13 protein-coding genes are annotated in these 16,766 nt (G+C 68.2%); 7 read left to right on the forward strand and 6 right to left on the reverse strand.

Features of this window, described 5'->3' with window-relative positions:
* Positions 1 to 3: 3 nt before the first annotated feature.
* The 4 genes from G5C51_RS19035 to G5C51_RS19050 are packed head-to-tail and all read left to right on the forward strand — an operon-like array spanning position 4 to position 3,023.
* The gene (locus tag G5C51_RS19035) at positions 4 to 705 is read left to right on the forward strand and encodes a hypothetical protein (RefSeq protein WP_165238921.1); all 702 of its coding nucleotides are present in this window, start codon (positions 4 to 6) and stop codon (positions 703 to 705) included.
* A gap of 16 nt (positions 706 to 721) precedes the next feature.
* On the forward strand, positions 722 to 1,285 hold the full coding sequence (locus G5C51_RS19040; protein ID WP_165238923.1) for a hypothetical protein: 564 nt from the start codon (positions 722 to 724) through the stop codon (positions 1,283 to 1,285).
* Positions 1,282 to 1,884 carry a DUF5819 family protein gene (locus G5C51_RS19045; protein ID WP_165238924.1) on the forward strand — a complete coding sequence of 201 codons (603 nt, stop codon included), beginning with the start codon at positions 1,282 to 1,284 and terminating at the stop codon, positions 1,882 to 1,884. Before G5C51_RS19040 ends, G5C51_RS19045 begins: the two co-directional genes overlap by 4 nt.
* Complete coding sequence (locus G5C51_RS19050; protein WP_165238926.1) at positions 1,881 to 3,023, forward strand: HTTM domain-containing protein; 1,143 nt, start codon at positions 1,881 to 1,883, stop codon at positions 3,021 to 3,023. The genes G5C51_RS19045 and G5C51_RS19050 overlap by 4 nt, the downstream gene beginning before the upstream one ends.
* A 1-nt stretch (position 3,024) precedes the next feature.
* On the opposite strand, the gene G5C51_RS19055 is transcribed toward G5C51_RS19050, so the two are convergent.
* From G5C51_RS19055 to G5C51_RS42550, 3 genes are all read right to left on the reverse strand, one after another.
* Positions 3,025 to 5,568: a S8 family serine peptidase gene (locus G5C51_RS19055; protein WP_165238928.1), complete on the reverse strand. Its 2,544-nt coding sequence runs from the start codon at positions 5,566 to 5,568 to the stop codon at positions 3,025 to 3,027.
* Positions 5,569 to 5,852: 284 nt separating this feature from the next.
* A complete protein-coding gene (locus G5C51_RS19060; RefSeq protein WP_165238929.1) occupies positions 5,853 to 7,088 on the reverse strand; it encodes a DUF6801 domain-containing protein in 1,236 nt (411 codons plus the stop codon).
* A 96-nt stretch (positions 7,089 to 7,184) separates the two neighbouring features.
* Positions 7,185 to 8,612: a DUF6801 domain-containing protein gene (locus G5C51_RS42550; RefSeq protein WP_206314040.1), complete on the reverse strand. Its 1,428-nt coding sequence runs from the start codon at positions 8,610 to 8,612 to the stop codon at positions 7,185 to 7,187.
* Positions 8,613 to 9,208: 596 nt separating this feature from the next.
* On the opposite strand from G5C51_RS42550, the gene G5C51_RS19070 reads away from it, so the two are divergent.
* Complete coding sequence (locus G5C51_RS19070; RefSeq protein WP_165238931.1) at positions 9,209 to 10,285, forward strand: DUF6801 domain-containing protein; 1,077 nt, start codon at positions 9,209 to 9,211, stop codon at positions 10,283 to 10,285.
* A gap of 82 nt (positions 10,286 to 10,367) precedes the next feature.
* Here the strand turns inward: G5C51_RS19070 and G5C51_RS19075 are convergent, their stop codons facing one another.
* Both G5C51_RS19075 and G5C51_RS19080 read right to left on the reverse strand, forming a co-directional pair.
* Entirely contained in the window at positions 10,368 to 11,390 is a 1,023-nt protein-coding gene (locus G5C51_RS19075) for a COG1470 family protein (protein WP_165238933.1), read from the reverse strand.
* Between the two features lie 77 nt (positions 11,391 to 11,467).
* The gene (locus tag G5C51_RS19080; protein WP_165238935.1) at positions 11,468 to 12,634 is read right to left on the reverse strand and encodes a DUF6801 domain-containing protein; all 1,167 of its coding nucleotides are present in this window, start codon (positions 12,632 to 12,634) and stop codon (positions 11,468 to 11,470) included.
* A gap of 611 nt (positions 12,635 to 13,245) precedes the next feature.
* Here G5C51_RS19080 and G5C51_RS19085 point away from each other — a divergent pair.
* Both G5C51_RS19085 and G5C51_RS19090 read left to right on the forward strand, forming a co-directional pair.
* Positions 13,246 to 14,481, forward strand: a complete 1,236-nt coding sequence (locus G5C51_RS19085) for a serine hydrolase (protein WP_165238937.1) — start codon at positions 13,246 to 13,248, stop codon at positions 14,479 to 14,481.
* 60 nt (positions 14,482 to 14,541) lie between these two features.
* A complete protein-coding gene (locus G5C51_RS19090; RefSeq protein WP_165238939.1) occupies positions 14,542 to 15,132 on the forward strand; it encodes a hypothetical protein in 591 nt (196 codons plus the stop codon).
* 78 nt (positions 15,133 to 15,210) lie between these two features.
* Here G5C51_RS19090 and G5C51_RS19095 read toward each other — a convergent pair whose 3' ends face one another.
* On the reverse strand, positions 15,211 to 16,269 hold the full coding sequence (locus tag G5C51_RS19095; protein ID WP_165238941.1) for a hypothetical protein: 1,059 nt from the start codon (positions 16,267 to 16,269) through the stop codon (positions 15,211 to 15,213).
* Between the last annotated feature and the right edge of the window lie 497 nt (positions 16,270 to 16,766).

Below are 16,766 nucleotides of genomic sequence, written 5' to 3' on the forward strand. Positions count from 1 at the left end.
GCAATGTCTACGACCCGCCACCTGGTCAACCGGCAACGCCGGCTGGCAGCAGCGCAGTCGGTGAAGGAGGCCCCGGCCCGTACGAAGCGGGGGGAGCCGGAGGGCGATCGGAAGCCGGACCGGGACCGGAAGCCGGACCGCAAGCCCGACCGCGATCGGAAGCCCGCGGCCAAAGGCACCCGCACTCGCACCCGCCCGCTCCCGTGGCTGCCCATCCTCGCCGCCCTCACCATCCTCCTCGGCGGCACGGCCGCCTGGGGCTTCGCCAAGGCGAGCAGCCTGCGCGACACCTCATCGACATCCAACACCGCCCTCACCGACAACGCCCGCACCAGCGAGGTCAAAGGCACGGTGACAAAGGCAGTCGACGCCGTCTTCTCCTACGACCACACCAAGCCGGAGCAGACCGACACGGCCGCCCGCACCTACCTCACGGGCAAGGCGGTGGCCCAGCACCGCGAGCTCCTCGCCCAGGTCAAATCCCAGGGCAAGAAGCAAAAACTCGTCCTCAGCACCACCGTCACCTACCTCGGCGTCCAGCGCCTGCAGGGCGACCGCGCCCAGCTCCTCGTCTACGCCGACCAGACCAACACGAGCACGGTCAAGGACGGCGACACCTCGTCCTCAGCCGCCATGTTCAGCGTCAGCGCGAAGCGCCAGGCCGGCGCCTGGAAGATCGCCAGCATCAACACCTTCGACAGATAACTCACCTGGAGCTGCCATGCGTCGACACCTCACCGCGGGGATAGCACTGATCTCGGCCGCCGGTCTCGCCCTGACCGGGTGCGCTTCCGAGGACGAGAAGCCGAAGGCAGGACCTGAGGTCGCCTGGGCCGGTCACGTCTGCGACAGCGTGACGAAGAGCGGCCGGCAGGTGCAGGTGCCGAAGGTGGACAAGAAGAAGCCGGTGGCGGCGAGGAAGCAGATCGTCACCTTCCTCGAGGCGCTGTCCACCCAGCTGTCCGGCCTGCGCACGGATCTGCGCAAGCACGGCTCACCCCCCGTGCACGGCACGGAGACCTCGTTCCTCGAGACGCTCGACCGGCTCGACAAGAATCGCAAGAGCCTCGACACGACCATCAAGCAGCTGAAGAAGGCCAAGGTCAGCGACCAGAAGACGCTGGCCAAGTCGCTCTCGGCGGCCGGCAAGAGCATGTCCGAATCCGGCAAGTACCAGGGCGTGGCCCACGAACTGGCGGCGATCCCGGGCCTCAAGCCGGCCTTCACCCAGGCCCCGTCCTGCGCCAACGTCACCGGCAACGCCGCGCCGGCCGCCCAGCAATGAACCGGGCCGACCCGCTGGCGCCCAGCGGCACCGAACTGACCGGGATCAGGCGGATCCTCCTGCGGATCGGCGTGGCCGGAGTGCTGGCGCTCGCGCTGGTGCAGGCCGGGATGCTGTTCCTCGCCAACGCACCGGAGTTTCCGGTGGCGCAGAAGCGGTCGGAGACCGTCCAGACCTGGATGAAGCCGCTGTTCCCGCAGGACTGGAAGCTCTTCGCGCCGAATCCGCCGCGCGCCAACGCCCACCTGGAAGTGCGGCTCGCCGCTGCCGCCGGGCAGGACGAGTGGATCGACCTGACCGCCGCCGCCATGAACCGCTATCGCCACACGCTCTCCCCCAGCAAGGAGGACAGCCAGGTGCTGTTCAAGGCGCTGATGCGCTACATGATGCAGCCCGGGGCGAAGGACGGGAGCGCCAGGGCCTCGCTCCCGGGCCGGTACCTGCACAACGTGACGGTCGACATGCTGCAGGATCTGGGCCACGACCCGGGCCGCGGCTTCAGCATGCGCGTGAAGGAGACCTCCATCCAGGTTCCCGGTGCCACCTACCCGGCCACACCCACGTACCGGGACTACGGCTTCTGGGAGGTCTCCTCATGACCCTCAAGCAAGCGGTGCACGCGGGCGGCGACCACATGGCGTCGGGCGCGGGCGAGGCGCGGGCGCTGGCCCGCCGGCTGACCCTGCAGCCGCTGGCGCTCTACAGCGCCGCGGCCATGCGGATCGGCCTGGCGGGACTCTTCTTCTTCAACCTGCTCCGCGAGTGGAGCCATGCGGACCATCTGTGGGGCCCGGGGGCGGCGCTCGCCCCCGGCATGTTCGAGGAGTACCTCCGCGCCCGCGGCCTCGACGACCACCCGCTCAGCTGGTGGTACGGGCTGCTGGGCACCGAGAGCCCCGCCTTCTTCTGGACGGTCTATGTGCTGGCCGTCCTCGTGGCGCTGCTCTATCTGCTCGGCTGGCACACCCGGGTGGTGGCCGTGCTCTTCGCCTTCCTGGGCGTCGCCTTCTACGTCCGCGGCGGTTACGACAACGGCGGCTGGGAGTTCGTGAGCCTCAACCTCACGGTCTATCTGGTCTTCTGCGCCTCGGGCCGCCGCTGGTCACTCGATGCCCGCCGGCGCGCCCGCCGCGGTCCGGCCGAGACCGGCCGGCTGCCCGCGCCATGGAGCGCGCCGACGGAGGAACTTCGCCGGCGCACGGTCACCGTGCTGCACAACGCGGGGATGGGGATCATCGCCTTCCAGGTGATGGTGATCTACGGCACGGCGGCCATGTACAAGATCCGTGGCGAGACGTGGCAGCAGGGCACCGCCCTGACGTATGCGATGCAGCTGGACGCCTTCTCCAGCTGGCCCGAGATCTCCGGCTGGCTGGTCGAGCAGTCCAACTACATGGCGGTCCTGGCGTATGTGACGGTCTTCGCGCAGCTGCTGTTCCCCGCGCTGGTGTTCAACCGGCGCCTGAAGTACGTCATCCTCGCGCTGATGCTCGGCATCCATGCGGGCATCGGCATCTTCATGGCCCTGCCGATGTTCTCGGCGATCACGATCGTCTGCGACCTGGTGTTCCTGCCCGATACCTTCTGGCTGCGGGCGGCGGCGCTGCTGCGCATGCTCCGCGCCCCCGCGGACCGGCCCACGGCCGCCGGGGCCGAGAAGGCACGGACCGGCCCGGCCGCCAAGAAAGCGACCGAGCCGGCGGCAGGCGAGGACGAGGCCAAGGCCCTGCAGCCCTGATTCAGCTGCTGCGCACCACGCGCAGCAGCTCGATCGCCCGCTTCAGGTCCGGCTGCGGACCGATCGGCCGCTCTGTCGCGCTGGGTTCCGGCTGCTTCGTCCCGGTGGCTCTCAGATACGTACGCACGTCCTCGGGTGAGAGCGGCGAGCCATCGCCGGTCTTCAGGGCGACGCCCTGCAGGGCCGCGACCGCGCCTGCGGTGATCGCGCTGGCGCTGGAGGTGCCGCCCATGTCGCCGTGGTACATCTTGTTCGGATCCGTCTGCCCCGGGGTCAGGTTCTGGACGCCCGGGTAGCTCGGCGTCGCCGCGCAATGACCGTACGCCTGCACGTCCAGGCGGGAGCCGTAGGTCGACTTCGGCCACGGGGAGCGGGCCGGCGCGGCGCCGTTGCAGGTGCTGCCCGCGGGGGCCGGCGGCTCGCCGGCGCCGACGATGATCGCCCCCGAGTTGGGGCGCGACATGACGACACAGGCATAGCGGTCGCCGGGGTCATCCTCCTCGCACAGCACCCCGTCGCCGTCAGGATCAGGCTCCCCGCCGCTGTCCAGGCTGTTGCTGCCGTTGCCGGCCGCCTCGACCACGGTGACGCCCTTGGCCACGGCGAGCCGGGTCTGGTCGTAGACCGAGGCGTGAAACTCCCATGGGTACCAGGGGCCCGCCGTTCCCTGCTGGGGGGTGACGACGCCGACCTCGTAGAGGAGCACATCACCGGGCTTGGAATGCGCGGTGGCCAGGGCAATTGAGTCCGGCACCGACGCCGGCGTCAGCTGCAGCCGAGCGTTGGGCGCGATGCCGGCGAGCCCGGCCCCGTTGCTGTCGGAGGCCCCGATGATGCCCGACATCGCGATGCCGTGGCCGCGTTCCACGTAGTCGCACCGCTCATCGAACTGGTCATCCGGCAGCAGCACCGGGGCACCGCCCGGCGCCTGGCGGCCGGTGAACTCCTCATGACAGAGGTTCCATTTCTTGGGCGTCATGCCGAGCTCGTCGGGGGCCGGGCTGTCGACCGTGGTGGCATTGCCGAGCTGCCCGTACGCGTTGTCGCCCCACACCTGCAGGGCGCTGCCGAAGGTGACGCCGAGGCTGTGGGAAAGGCCCGCGGCGATGAGCGGGGTGCGTATCGGGATGCTCTTGGGCTTGTCCGGACTCGTGAGGGTGCCGTCGCCGAACTGTCCATCCGCATTCGATCCCCAGGCCCAGAACGGGGTGGCGGTCAAGCTGGACTTGGCGAGGCTGTAGTACTGGCCGGCGGCCACCTGGGTGACCGTTGCGGGGCCGCTGACCGGCACCGGCACGTTGCGGTTGATGCGGCTGCCGTCGCCGATCTGGCCGTATCTGTTGTATCCCCAGGCGAAGACCTGTCCCTCGCGGAGCGCCAGCGTGTGGAATCCCCGGGAGCTGAGCTGTGCCGGGCCGTTGAGGTCCTTTACAGCGACCGGGGTCAGGCTGTCGCCGGTGCCGCCGTTGCCCAGCTGGCCGAACTCGTTGTCACCCCAGGCCAGCACCCGGCCGTCGGCCATGCGCGCCACGGAGTGGCGATACCCCGCGGCTATGCCGCCCCTGGCGGTGTCCACCTTGCCCAGTGCGGTGAAGGCGTAGGGGGACGGGCGGTTGCCCACGTCGTTGGTGCCGAGCTGGCCGTGCGCGTTGTAGCCCCAGGCGTAGAGCGTGCCGTCGGACTTCACTGCCAGTGTGTGGAACGGGCCGACGGCGATCCCGGCGATCCCGGTGAGCGTCTGCCCGCCGGCTTCCTTGATCTGCACGGGCCTGGCACGGTCCGTGACGCTGCCGTCGCCGATCTGGCCTTGCGAGTTGCGGCCCCACGCCCACACGGTGCCGTCCGCGGCCAGTGCCACCGAGTGCCCGGCGCCCGCGCCGACGGCCTTGATCCTGGGCAGTCCTCGTACCTGCACGGGGACGTCGCGGTCGGCGGTGTGTCCGCGGCCCAGCTGGCCCCATGTGTTGCGGCCCCATGCCCAGACGACGCCGCCCTTCTCCGGGTCTGTCGAGGTGTCCACCATCAGCGAATGGTGGTCCCCGGCCGCGATCGCATGCTCGGAGGCGGCGGCCCTGACCTGGGCGGAGGCTTCGAGGTCGGTGACCGTGACGCCGTCGCCCTTGCCGCCGGGCTGCGCGTTGGCGTAGTCGGCCGCGACACCCGCTCCGGCGGCCTGGCGGTAGGCCTGCTCGCCCTGAAGGGGTTCGGCCGGGGCCGCGAGCTGCGGATCGGCCTGCGCGATCTCCACTGCGGGCAGGGCGTTGAGGGCCTCGAGTAAGGGCTCGATGCCGCTCGCGGCCTCTATGTGGTACCAGGAGTTCAGGTCGGGCAATTGCCGGCCGGTCCGCTTCTCGAGCTGTTCCCGCTCCGTGCTGACGGCTTTCGCGCTACGGGGCGCCAGCCGGCGGATGGACAATCCCGGGTGCCGTTGCAGGACTTCACGTATCGCCGCGGTGTCCTTTGCGTCGGCGGCTGTCGGCCGGCCGTTTTCCAGCCGCACGTTCCGGTCTTCCTTGAACTTCACCGAGAGGGCGGTCCGCGACATACCTTTCGGCAGCGGACCGCTGGTGCCAGGGGCGGAGTTCTTGTATGTGCTGTGGTCGAAAGCGATACCGCTCCGCGCCGGTCGCCCCTGGTCCGCCCCCGTCGCGGCGGAAGTCGGCATCAGTAGTGCGGAGAGGAGGCCGGCAACGCCGGCGGCGGCCACCGAGGACAGTGGCCCGGGTCTTCTGCGTATACGCATGTGGTGCCTTTCATGAGACCGGCCCTTCGCCGCGGGTGCGGTAAAGGGCCGGGATCGGATGGTGTGGTGCCGGTCGGCGACGGGTCTCACTTCTTGTAGGTGAGGTCCATGTCGATGGTGTTGCCGTCGCCTGCCATGAAGGCGCTGATGATGCCGCCGAGCATGCCGCACTGGTCGTTGAGGCCGGCGAGCTTGTAGCTGGCGGTGGTGAGTTTGCCGCCCTTGTTGGGGACGAAGTTGGTGCCCTTGAGGTCGATCTTGGAGGGCTCGGTGGTCTTGCACTTCTCGCCGCCGCCGATGGGGATGCCGAAGGGGCGGACGCTGGTGAGATAGACGTCCATCTCGGAGTGCGAGGCCATGGTGCCGGTTTCGTCGAGGGTGCCGGTGGTCTTGGCGGTCTGGACGAACTTGATGTCGGTCTGGGTGGGCAGGAAGCCGAGGATGCTGAAGCTGCCCGTGGTGGGGTTGAGCTTCAGGTCGGCGGTGAAGGTGCCCTTGTCCAGGTCGTAGAGGGTGTTGATGGATCCGGACAACGGGGTGTTGCCGTTGGCGGCCTTGATGAAGGAATTGCCCTTCAGGTTGAAGTTGTACGGGATACCCCCGCCACCCGACTCCGTGGGTTCCGTGGACTCCGTCGGCTGCGTCGACTCAGTGGGGTCGGTCGGCTCAGTGGCGTCCTCGTTCTCAGTCGACTCGGTGCTGCCCGGGACCACCTTGATCGTGTGGAGAATCTTGTTCTGGTCGGCCGGGTCGAGATGGCACTCCGACTCGAAGGTATCCAGGCTCGTCTTGTTACCCGCCGCGTCCTTCGGAGTCAGCGTCAGCAGCAGACTGTTGACGGATATGGGCACCTCGCCGGGCTGGTCGAAGCTCAGGTCCGGGGTCTTCCCGTTGGCCTTGACATCGAAGTCGGCCGACGGCGACGGGATCGTGGTCTTCTCCAGGGTGTTGGTCAGGCCAATGTCCAGCGGTCCGTCGGGAAAACCGACGGTGACGTACGCCTTCGCTGTTCCCTCCAGCGTGGCGCTGCCGACCGTTGCGAGGCCGTCCGCGGCGCGTTTGGTGACCTTCGAGACCGACACCACGGGCTGGGCCGGAATGGTTTCACCGACCCTGACCTCGGTCGGCAGGTCGACGGAGATATCGACGGTCACCGGATCTTCCTCGATCAGCGGGAAGACACACTGATAAGTCTGTTTGAGCGTGGCGGGTTCAGCCGTCGCCGTACCGCCGGCGGCGACGCTCAGCAGTGCGGCCAGCAGGCCGACCACCCCGGCCGCGGCCGCCGTGGCGCGCGGCCTGCGCGTTCCTCGCGTTGTCATCACGTGCCTTTCTCAAAGGGCCGGCCCCCCGCCGCTCGAGGGCGGAGGGGGGCCGGGTCGTATGGTGCGTAAGCGATCACCAGCGATCAGCGGGTCTCACTTCTTGTAGGTGAGGTCCATGTCGATGGTGTTGCCGTCGCCTGCCATGAAGGCGCTGATGATGCCGCCGAGCATGCCGCACTGGTCGTTGAGGCCGGCGAGCTTGTAGCTGGCGGTGGTGAGTTTGCCGCCCTTGTTGGGGACGAAGTTGGTGCCCTTGAGGTCGATCTTGGAGGGCTCGGTGGTCTTGCACTTCTCGCCGCCGCCGATGGGGATGCCGAAGGGGCGGACGCTGGTGAGATAGACGTCCATCTCGGAGTGCGAGGCCATGGTGCCGGTTTCGTCGAGGGTGCCGGTGGTCTTGGCGGTCTGGACGAACTTGATGTCGGTCTGGGTGGGCAGGAAGCCGAGGATGCTGAAGCTGCCCGTGGTGGGGTTGAGCTTCAGGTCGGCGGTGAAGGTGCCCTTGTCCAGGTCGTAGAGGGTGTTGATGGATCCGGACAACGGGGTGTTGCCGTTGGCGGCCTTGATGAAGGAATTGCCCTTCAGGTCGAAGTTGTACGGGATACCCCCGCCACCCGACTCCGTCGACTCAGTGGGTTCGGTCGACTCGGTCGGCTCCGTGGATTCGGTCGGTTCGGTCGACTCGGTGGGCTCGGTCGACTCGGTCGGCTCCGTGGATTCGGTCGGCTCCGTGGACTCCGTCGGCTCCGTCGACTCAGTGGGTTCGGTCGACTCAGTGGGTTCGGTCGACTCAGTGGGTTCGGTCGACTCAGTGGGCTCCGTGGATTCGGTCGGTTCGGTCGACTCGGTGGGCTCGGTCGACTCGGTCGGCTCCGTGGACTCGGTCGGCACTGTGCCTCCGCCGCCGTCCGTGATCTCCATCTCGGCGATCTTGGTGGGCTGGCCGTCCTGCAGCTTGCAAGGCGCCTTGAAGGTGTCCGGCTTGGTGTCGTCGTGCGGCTCGCCCGTGTCCAGGTCCACCGGCTCGCCGGCGGAGTTGCGGGCGATCATGTCGTGCAGGTCCAGGCCCACCACGTCAAAGCTGGCCTTGCCCGGCTTCGTCCACGTCAGCAGGTCACCCGGGGACTCGCCCTTCGAGTTGACCGTGAACGCCGCGGCGGGGCTCGGGATGTTCGCCTTCTCGACGTCGTTGGGGACCTCGATCTTCAGCGGCTGCTCGATCTGCGGCCGATGCACATTGACGCTGGCGGTGGCCTTGCCCTCAAGGGACCTGGCCGTGGCAACGCCCAGGCCCTTGGCGGCCCTTGCGCTCACCTCGGTCTTGGCCGTCACCGGGAACGCCGGAACCTTCTCGCCGACCTTCATCGTCTTGGGCATGTCCATCTCGATGTTGATCGTGATGGGGTCGGCCCCGATGATCGGGAATTCACAGGTGTACTTCTGCGACAGCTTCACCACGTCGGCCGAAGCGGTGCCGCCGCCGGTGGCAAGGAGGCCGGCTGCGATACCTGCGGCTACCACCGCACCCAGAGCGGCTCTCGCCCTGATTTTCTTTGTGCTTTGAGCTCCCATTGAGCTACCTCTCGTGTTGCGCTTATTGGGCACGAACACTGGCTGGCCCCGTAGAACAGGGTCACCGCGAACGCTCCGGCCTGACGTTCGCGATGCCTTGGGGCTGTGCGGGCCGCAATAGCGGTTTCCGATACCGGTACGGCCACGTTTCGGGACCGTAAACTACTGGCGGGTACATGCCCGGTCAAGGCCTGCTTCCGAAAGGGGCCTTGGGAGTCTTGCGGGGGCTTCTATTTTGTGGTTTGGATGAGCACTTCGGGGGAGCGGTTCATCGCTTGGAGCCATTGGCTCAAGGTGATGAATTCCGGTCGGGTACTACTCACCGAAGTGACAAGGTCTCGCAGGCCAGTTGGGCTGTGGCGGTGGACCTGTAATCGGGGTTGACCCGTATCTTACCCGTCAGTATCTTGACGTCCCACGAAACTCCAGTGTTTCACGCCTGCGGGTCGGCGTAACAATGCGGAGCGGGCCGGGAACTCCAGCCGTCCATTTGTGGACCACTGTTTCGCTCAACTGCATCTGTACCGCTAGGTGAGAGGTAGCAAATGGGAACGCACAGTGGCAAGGTCAGGACGCGGGCCGCTTTGGCGACTGCGCTGGCCACGGGGATGACCGGGGCAATGCTCACGGTCCTCGGCGGAGGTACCGCCTCGGCCGAGCCCGTCGAGCTCTCGCAGAAGTACACCTGCGAATTCCCGATCATCGGGAGCGACGCGATCCAGATCAAGGTCTCCATGGATCTGCCCAAGACCATGAAGGTCGGCGACAAGGTGCCGGCCTTCCCGGTCAAGGCCGAGACCACGGTGAGCGCCAAGGCCGCCAAGGGCCTGTCCGTTGCCACCGCCAAGGCGCTGGAAGGCCAGGCCACCGCGAAGGTGAACGTCAACCGGCCCGGCAAGCCCAACCCGCTGCCGATCGAGGTCAAGAACAAGGTGGACAAGGTCAACATCCCTGACCCCGCGGCCGCGTTCAAGGTCAATTCCACCGGAGAGACCCCCGGCGACATGCTGACCTGGGACCAGGCCGGCAAGGCGAGCTTCGACGTGACGGGCCTCGAGCTGCACGACATGAAGGCCACGGGCGCCGACGGCAAGCCCGTGGACCTCGACGCCGGCGAGCCGCACGACGACAAGAAGCCCGACACGTTCAAGGCTCCCTGCAAGCTCGACAAGGGCGAGAAGACCCGTATCGCCGAGATGGAGATCACCGGCGGCAGCGGCGGGTCGAGCGGTGGCGACACGGGTGGCGACACCGGTGGGGACACGGGTGGCGACACTGGTGGGGACACCGGCGGTGACACCGGTGGTGACACGGGCGGTGACACCGGAGGCGACACCGGCGGTTCGACCGGTGGCGACGACGGCGGCACCTCAGCCGGCACTGACGGCGGCACCTCGGGCAGCGCCCAGTCCACCGGCGGTTCGACCGGCAGCAGCTCCAGCCAGGGCGTCGGCACCTCGGTGACCAGCGGCAGTTCCGGCAGCGACGACACCGGCCTGGCCGCCACCGGCTCCACCGGACTCGGCCTGATGCTGGCCGCGGCCGGCGCTCTCGGCACCGCGGGTATCGGCATGCGCCACTACCTGGCGAACCGCGTACGACGGGAAGCGGACGCCGCGTAGCGGCCACGTAACCACCGCACAGCGCGGGCCCGGAGCGGAATCACACCGCTCCGGGCCCGTTCGCGTGGGTGGGGCCCCCGGCTCACCCCGGGACGCGTGCCGTGGCACCGCCGGCCGCCGCGACCCGGCCGCGCCGCCGCGCCTGCCGCCGGACCAGCAGCCCCAGCCCGACGAGCACCAGCAGCAGCACGCCGATGCCGGTGAGTCCGAGCCAGTTGACCGTACGGAAATCCGCCGAGCCGCTCTCCACCAGCTCGCCGCCGCGGTCGCTCGCCGTCAGCTCGATCTTCCCCCAGTCCACCGGCGGCGGCCCCGACCACTTCTCGGTGACCTTCACCTCCTGGCCGGGCAGCAGCTCGGCGGGGAGCTTTTTGCCGATCGCGTCGAAGGACGTGCGGCCGAAGAGTCCCTTCGCCTTCAGGTCGAGGCGCGGCTTGAGCATGACGTTGCCGCGGTTGGCGAGGGTGTAGGTGATGGTGGCGTCGTCGCCGAGGCCGGGCAGGAACGGGATGTCGTAATCGAAGCTGACACCCTCGACGCTCAGCGCGGGCTTGCGCTCGCCGCTGACCTGCAGATAGACGCGGGCGCCCACGGCCTGTTGCACGCCCACGCCGGTGCCCTTCGCGCGGGCGATGCGCTTGTCGACGGCGAGGATGGCGCCCGGGTGGTCGCCGGGCTCGGCGTCCTTGGGGACGCGGAGCGTGAACGGCACGGTCACTTTGCCGCCGCCCTTGACCGTCACCTCCTCGCGCGCCAGCCGCGCCCAGACGCCGACCGTGCGCTGCTTTTCCGCTCGGGTACGGACTGCGAAGCCGCCGTCGCGCGGCGTGTTGTAGGCGTCGGCCGCGTAGAGCTGGTACGTCATCGGCTCCTGGGCGAGGTTCTTGATGGTGACCTTGTTGCGCAGAGTGGCGCCCGGGTCGGCTTTGAGCCGGAAGTCGGTCCGGTTCGCGCTGTTCTTGGCCTTCGACTTCGCCGGGAAGACCGACCACTGGCCGTTGTCGGCGGCGTGCGCGCCCGGCGTGGGAAACGCGGCGAACGCCCCGAGCAGCAGGGCGAGTACAAGCAGGACGGATCTCGGTCGGATATGGCGTGGTGTGTACATGTGACGGGCCCCTAGGACGAGAAGGGTGGGCCGGCCGCGGTTGCCGCCGGCCGGCCCACCTGGGGAAGGACGCTGGATCAGGTGAGGGTCAGGGTGAGCACGGAGCTGTAGGTGCCGGTCTTGGCCTCCGCCGGGACGTCGAGGTTCAGGCCCGCGCCCGCGGTGAAGGTGCCGCCGGTCTTCTCGCCGGTGGGTGCGCTGGCGAGGGTGGCGCCTGCGGTGCCGACCGGGCCTTCGGTGCCGGGCTGGCAGGTGCTTGCCGAACCGGCCGCCGTCTCACAGGTCGGCTTCCAGCTGAGCTTGTCGCCGGGGATGGTCCCCGCCGTGCCGGTGAAGTCGGTGACCTTGCCGACCAGCGACCAGGCCGCCGGTCCGGTGCGGGTGTCGGAGACGGTCACGGCGTTGAGGTTGCCGGACGAGATGCCGCCCTTGCCCTGCTCGACCGCGGACAGCGCCACGGCGTCGCCGGCCTGCTTCATGGAAAGGGTGCCGCCGGGGGTGCCGCCGTCCTTGACCTCGGTGCCGAGCTTCTGGTCGCCGGTGCCGCCGTTGGTGGTGTTGCCCGTGGTGTTGCCCTCAACGGTGCCGCCGGGGGTGCCGCCGCCCTCATCCACGATGTCCATCTCGGCGATCTTCACCGGGCTGGTCGGGTCGAGGGTGCAGGGCGCCTTGAAGGTGTCGGGCTTGCCGTCGTCGTGCGGCTCGCCGGCGTCGAGGTCGACCGGCTCGCCGGCGGCGTTGCGGGCGATCATGTCGTGCAGCGTGATGCCCTTGACGTCAAAGCTGGCTATGCCGGGCTTGGTCCAGGTCAGCAGGTCACCGGGGGTCTCGCCGGTGGAGTTGACCGTGAACGCGGCAGCCGGGCTCGGGATGGTGGTCTTCTCGACCGTATTCGGCACCTCGATCTTCAGCGGCTGCTCGATCTGCGGCCGGTGCACATCCACGGTGGCGGTGGCCTTGCCCTCCAGGGTCTTACCCGTGGCCACGGTGATGCCCTTGGCGGCCCGCACGCTCACGTCGGTCGCTGCCTTGACGGGGAACGCCGGCACCGCCTCGCCGACCTTCATGGTCTTCGGCAGTTCCATCTCGATGTTGATGGTGATCGGGTCGGCGCCGATGATCGGGAATTCGCAGCTGTATTTCTGCGTGAGCGAGACCGTGTCGGCCGACGCGGTCCCGCCGCTGAGCGTGAAGAATCCGGCGACCAGTCCCGCGGCCGCCGTCGCCCCCAGGGCGGCACGCACCCTGGTACGTGTCTTGTGAGCTCCCATGAGCTGCCTCTCGTGTTGCGTGAATTGGGCACGAACACTTGCCAGACCCCGCTCGCCGCAAAAGGCACACGGACAGCGTCGATCGCCCGGCCGCTGGCGCTGGACCGGTGACTCGTGGGGGGAACTCACGGGGGTAAAAGTCGGTATCTGTCGTGCTGTTCGGCAGATACGCCGGTGTTTCGGATGCGTAACGTACTGGCGGGTAGGGGGTGGGTCAAGATGTCGAAAGGGCGTGGCTCGTACGGCCGTTGTCGCCGGTGATTTGTTGTCACCCGGGTGAGTGCGGAAGGCGGCGACGTTGTGCGCCACCCGCAAGTAATCCAAGTCGCCTGCAGGTGACAGGTTCTCGGTGACGACCTGTTGTGGCGGTGACAAATTCCACGCCGTCAACGGTTCGACATTGTGTGCGAGTTTCTGGTTGGGTAATGTCGCTGACGAATCGGCACTCCCCCCACGATGCCGCAGTCGAAATCATCTGCCGTCGGCCGAAATTCATTAGGAATTCACCGATGAATCGTGGAGGGGATATGGTGCGCGCTGAAATGGGGCGGCGGGGATTCGGTAAGTTACTGAGTGCCGGCGGAGTGGCCGCGGCGCTTCCCGCGCTCGCCTCCGGCCGGGCAGCCGCCGCTGAGCCCGCCCCGGCCGCCTGGACCGGCGTCACCACCGGATACCGGCATACGAATCTGGCGCCCTTCGACGAAGAGTGGCAGAACTTCATGGCCACCCACGGCATACCGGGCGCCCAGCTGGCGGTTGCCGCAGGGAACCGCATCCTGCTCGCCCGGGGCTACTCCCTCACCGCGGATCCCGCGCTACGGATCGAGCCGACCTCGCTCTTCCGCATGGGCAGCCTGGCGAAGCCGCTGACGGGCGTGGCCGCCACCCGGCTGCTCGCCGATGAGAAGCTCAACATCCTCAACGTGCCGACCGACTTCCTGCCGGACTTCCGGCCGGAGGATCCCAACGCCAAGGACGCGTACGTCATCCGCATGCTGCGGCACGAGGCCGGCTTTCACGGACTGCCGGAGTGGTCGACCGACCGCAGCACGGCCGACCAGCTCCGCCGCCTCGGCCATGACGTGCGGCTGCCGCTGACCCGCGAGCAATTGCTGCTGTCGATGGAGCGTCAGACCCTGTACCCGCCCGGCACCAGGCACAGCTACTCCAACAACAACTACATGCTGCTCTCCCACATCATCGCGAAGGCCGCCGGAGCGCCCTACGAGACCTATGTGCAGGACAGGATCCTTACCCCGCTGGGCATCACCAGAATGCGCCTGGGACACACCCTGCAGCGAGCCCCCGGCGAAGTGACGTATTCCGTCCCGGCCGGTGTGGCCAAGGTCCCGAGCGTCTTTCACGACGACGGCCGGCTGGTGGACGCGCCGTACGGCGAGTTCAACATGAACAACTGGCTCGGGGCGGGCGGCTGGCTGGCCAGCGCCGTGGACTATGTGCAGTTCCTGAAGGTATTCGGCGGCCTCAAGGAAGGCGTCCTGTCCAAGGGCTGGGTCGACTTCATGAAGGGCAAGCCGGAGACGTACGCCGACGACGCCACCTCCTGGTACGGCCTCGGCGTGAACGTCGCTCCGAACGGCAGCGGCCTCATGGTCTTCCACCACGGCGGCGGCTCCGGCACCCATGCGTACGGCGCCAACTATCCGAACGGCCTCAGCTGGGCGCTGGTCATCAACAAGTCACATCGTGACCACCTGTTGGACGTGGTCAAGCCGCTGGTCGACGCCTACCGGCGGGTGACCTCCTGGAACACGAGCTACGACCTCACGCCGCATTACTTCCCCGACGCCGCCACCTGAGCCATTTCCCACGCACCACCCATCATCCGCACCATCCATCAACACTTGAGGAGCTGACCTGTGCGCAAGCACATCGCGCGTTCCGCGCTCACCGTCCTGGCGGGCTGTGCCGCCGCCGGCCTCACGCTGACCTCGGGCACGGCCACCGCGGCCGACGGCACGTGGTCGATCTCGCCGGGCGGTTCCTTCACGTCGACCGCCGCGGGCACGCCGACGTTCACCGTCGAGCGCAGCGGCCAGAAGTTCACCTGCGACTACTCGAGCTTCGAAGGAAGCTTCAAGTCGGGCACCAATCTGCCCAGCACCGGCCTCGGCCGGGCGATCGCCTACTTCGAGAACTGCAACATCGCCGGCATCGACTTCTCCCGGGCCGACCAGGTGAGCCTCGACGGCGCGGGCTCGTCCGGCAGCCAGGTGGGCTTCTACCTCAAGGGCGTGGAGCAAGGCGTGGCCGGCCAGTGCAAGTTCACGTACCAGCCAGGCAGCTGGCATGTGGGCTTCTACGACAACAACACGGACGTGATGCGGCTGCACAACACCGCCACCGTCGAGACCGCCTCCTGCTACGGCATCATCAAGGCCGGCGACAAGCTGACCTCGGTCAACGACTACAAGCTGCAGCCCGCGCAGTTCATCTCCAAGACGAGCTGACCGCCGGTCCGGACACCCGCTGCCCGGAGCGCCTCCGAGGCGCTCCGGGCAGCGCACTTGCGCGCAGGGCGTCGGGCCCTAGCCCTGTGGCACGGCGCAGTGCCAGATGACGGGATGTGACACGCCCTCGGCGTCGGTCGCGCTGCCGCCGGCGCGGCCGCGGTCGTCGGCTACTTCCGCGCGTGCCTGGGGCCAGGTCTGGCCGGGCAGGACCGGGAGCGCCCGCACCGGCCCGGAGCCGTTCCAGGCAAACGGTCGCCAGGACCCGACGGCAGTGAACTCGTCGGCGTTCCCCACGGCGAGAGCTCCCCCCGGGCTGATATCGGTCATCGACGCCGGGCCGTCGAGGGGGAAGCCCTCCTCAGCCTCCAGCAGCGTGGGCCATCCTGCGTAGGGCGGATCGAACACGACCGGGCGCCCGGGCTGCGGCTGAAGATTCGGGTTCTGGCCGCCGACGATGCGTCCGCTGTCGCTTATCGCCTCGGTCCAGGGGGTGGTCTCTTCGGGCGCCAACCGGTCCGCTAGCGGTACGGGAGAGGAGCCGTCCGCAGGCCAGAGCACCTCGTGCGTGGGCCGCGGCCAGCCGTTCGCGGGAGGGGGACCCAGAATCGTCCCGATCACAGAGCCCCGATTGTTGATGTCCACTGCCCGGTGGGCGGCAAAGTCTTCGTAGCCCTCCGGCAGCGGAAGTGTGCGCAGCAGCCGCGCGTGGCGCCAGACGCCGAGGTCCCCGTCATCGGTGAGGCCGACCACATGGCCGATGTCGTTGACCGCCCCGGCGCTCTTGGCTCCCGGGAGGAGTTTCACGGCGGTGGCCCCTGGGCGGTAGGTGAAGCCGTGCCTTCCGTCGATCGTGCCGACGATCAGCCCGTACTTGTTCATGCCCGCCGTGACGGCGCGTTCGCTCTCGGCGGGAAGCGGGATGCGGTGCTGTTGCGTGCCCCTCCAGTAGACGCCGTCGCCGGCGGCCAGCCCGCGGGGGCCGAGCCCTCGCACCGTGCCGGCGCCGTCGAGGATCTGTAGGGAGGGGCGGCACCGTGAATTCCCGTCGGCCGGCTCTGCCCCGGCACTGACGTTCGCGGAGAGCAGCGCGAGCAGCCCGGCGCCCAGGGCCGCCGATAAGCCATATCGCTTCATGGGTCAGCCTCCCGGCTGCGGAGAAGTTGAGGTGGTGGCCGGCGGTGGGGCGCCGCAGGGAATAGTAGCGGCGCGGACTTTCCGGGGGAGGGGTGCGGTAACGGCGGGCAATTAATTGACGTTGCCGGATGATTCTGCGGGCGCGAGGGCTGAGTCGACTGCTCAAGCGTGGCGTTCGTGCTGTTCAGGGGCCTGAGCGCAGGAGTTGGTGACAAGCTTCCGAGGGAACATGCTCAGTCGCCTCACAAGGTGAACGGTCCCCGGGCAACAAGTTCTTGACCCTGCCGTAACCCCCTAGTACGTTCCGTTTCCAGCTTGACCCAATTCGGAAATTCTCCTTGGTCTTCAGCCCGTTCAATCGACGATTCGGAGAACCATGCAGCCTGCCGTGGAAATCCCGGAATTTGTCATTGGGCTGAGTCCTTTCGGGCGGCCCGATGCGCGTCTGGTGAGTGCTGTGTGCCGGGCCGGGGGGCTCGGGGTGCTCGATCCTGTCT

Origin of the sequence: Streptomyces coryli (assembly GCF_011044975.1) — a bacterium.
Classification (GTDB): domain Bacteria; phylum Actinomycetota; class Actinomycetes; order Streptomycetales; family Streptomycetaceae; genus Streptomyces; species Streptomyces coryli.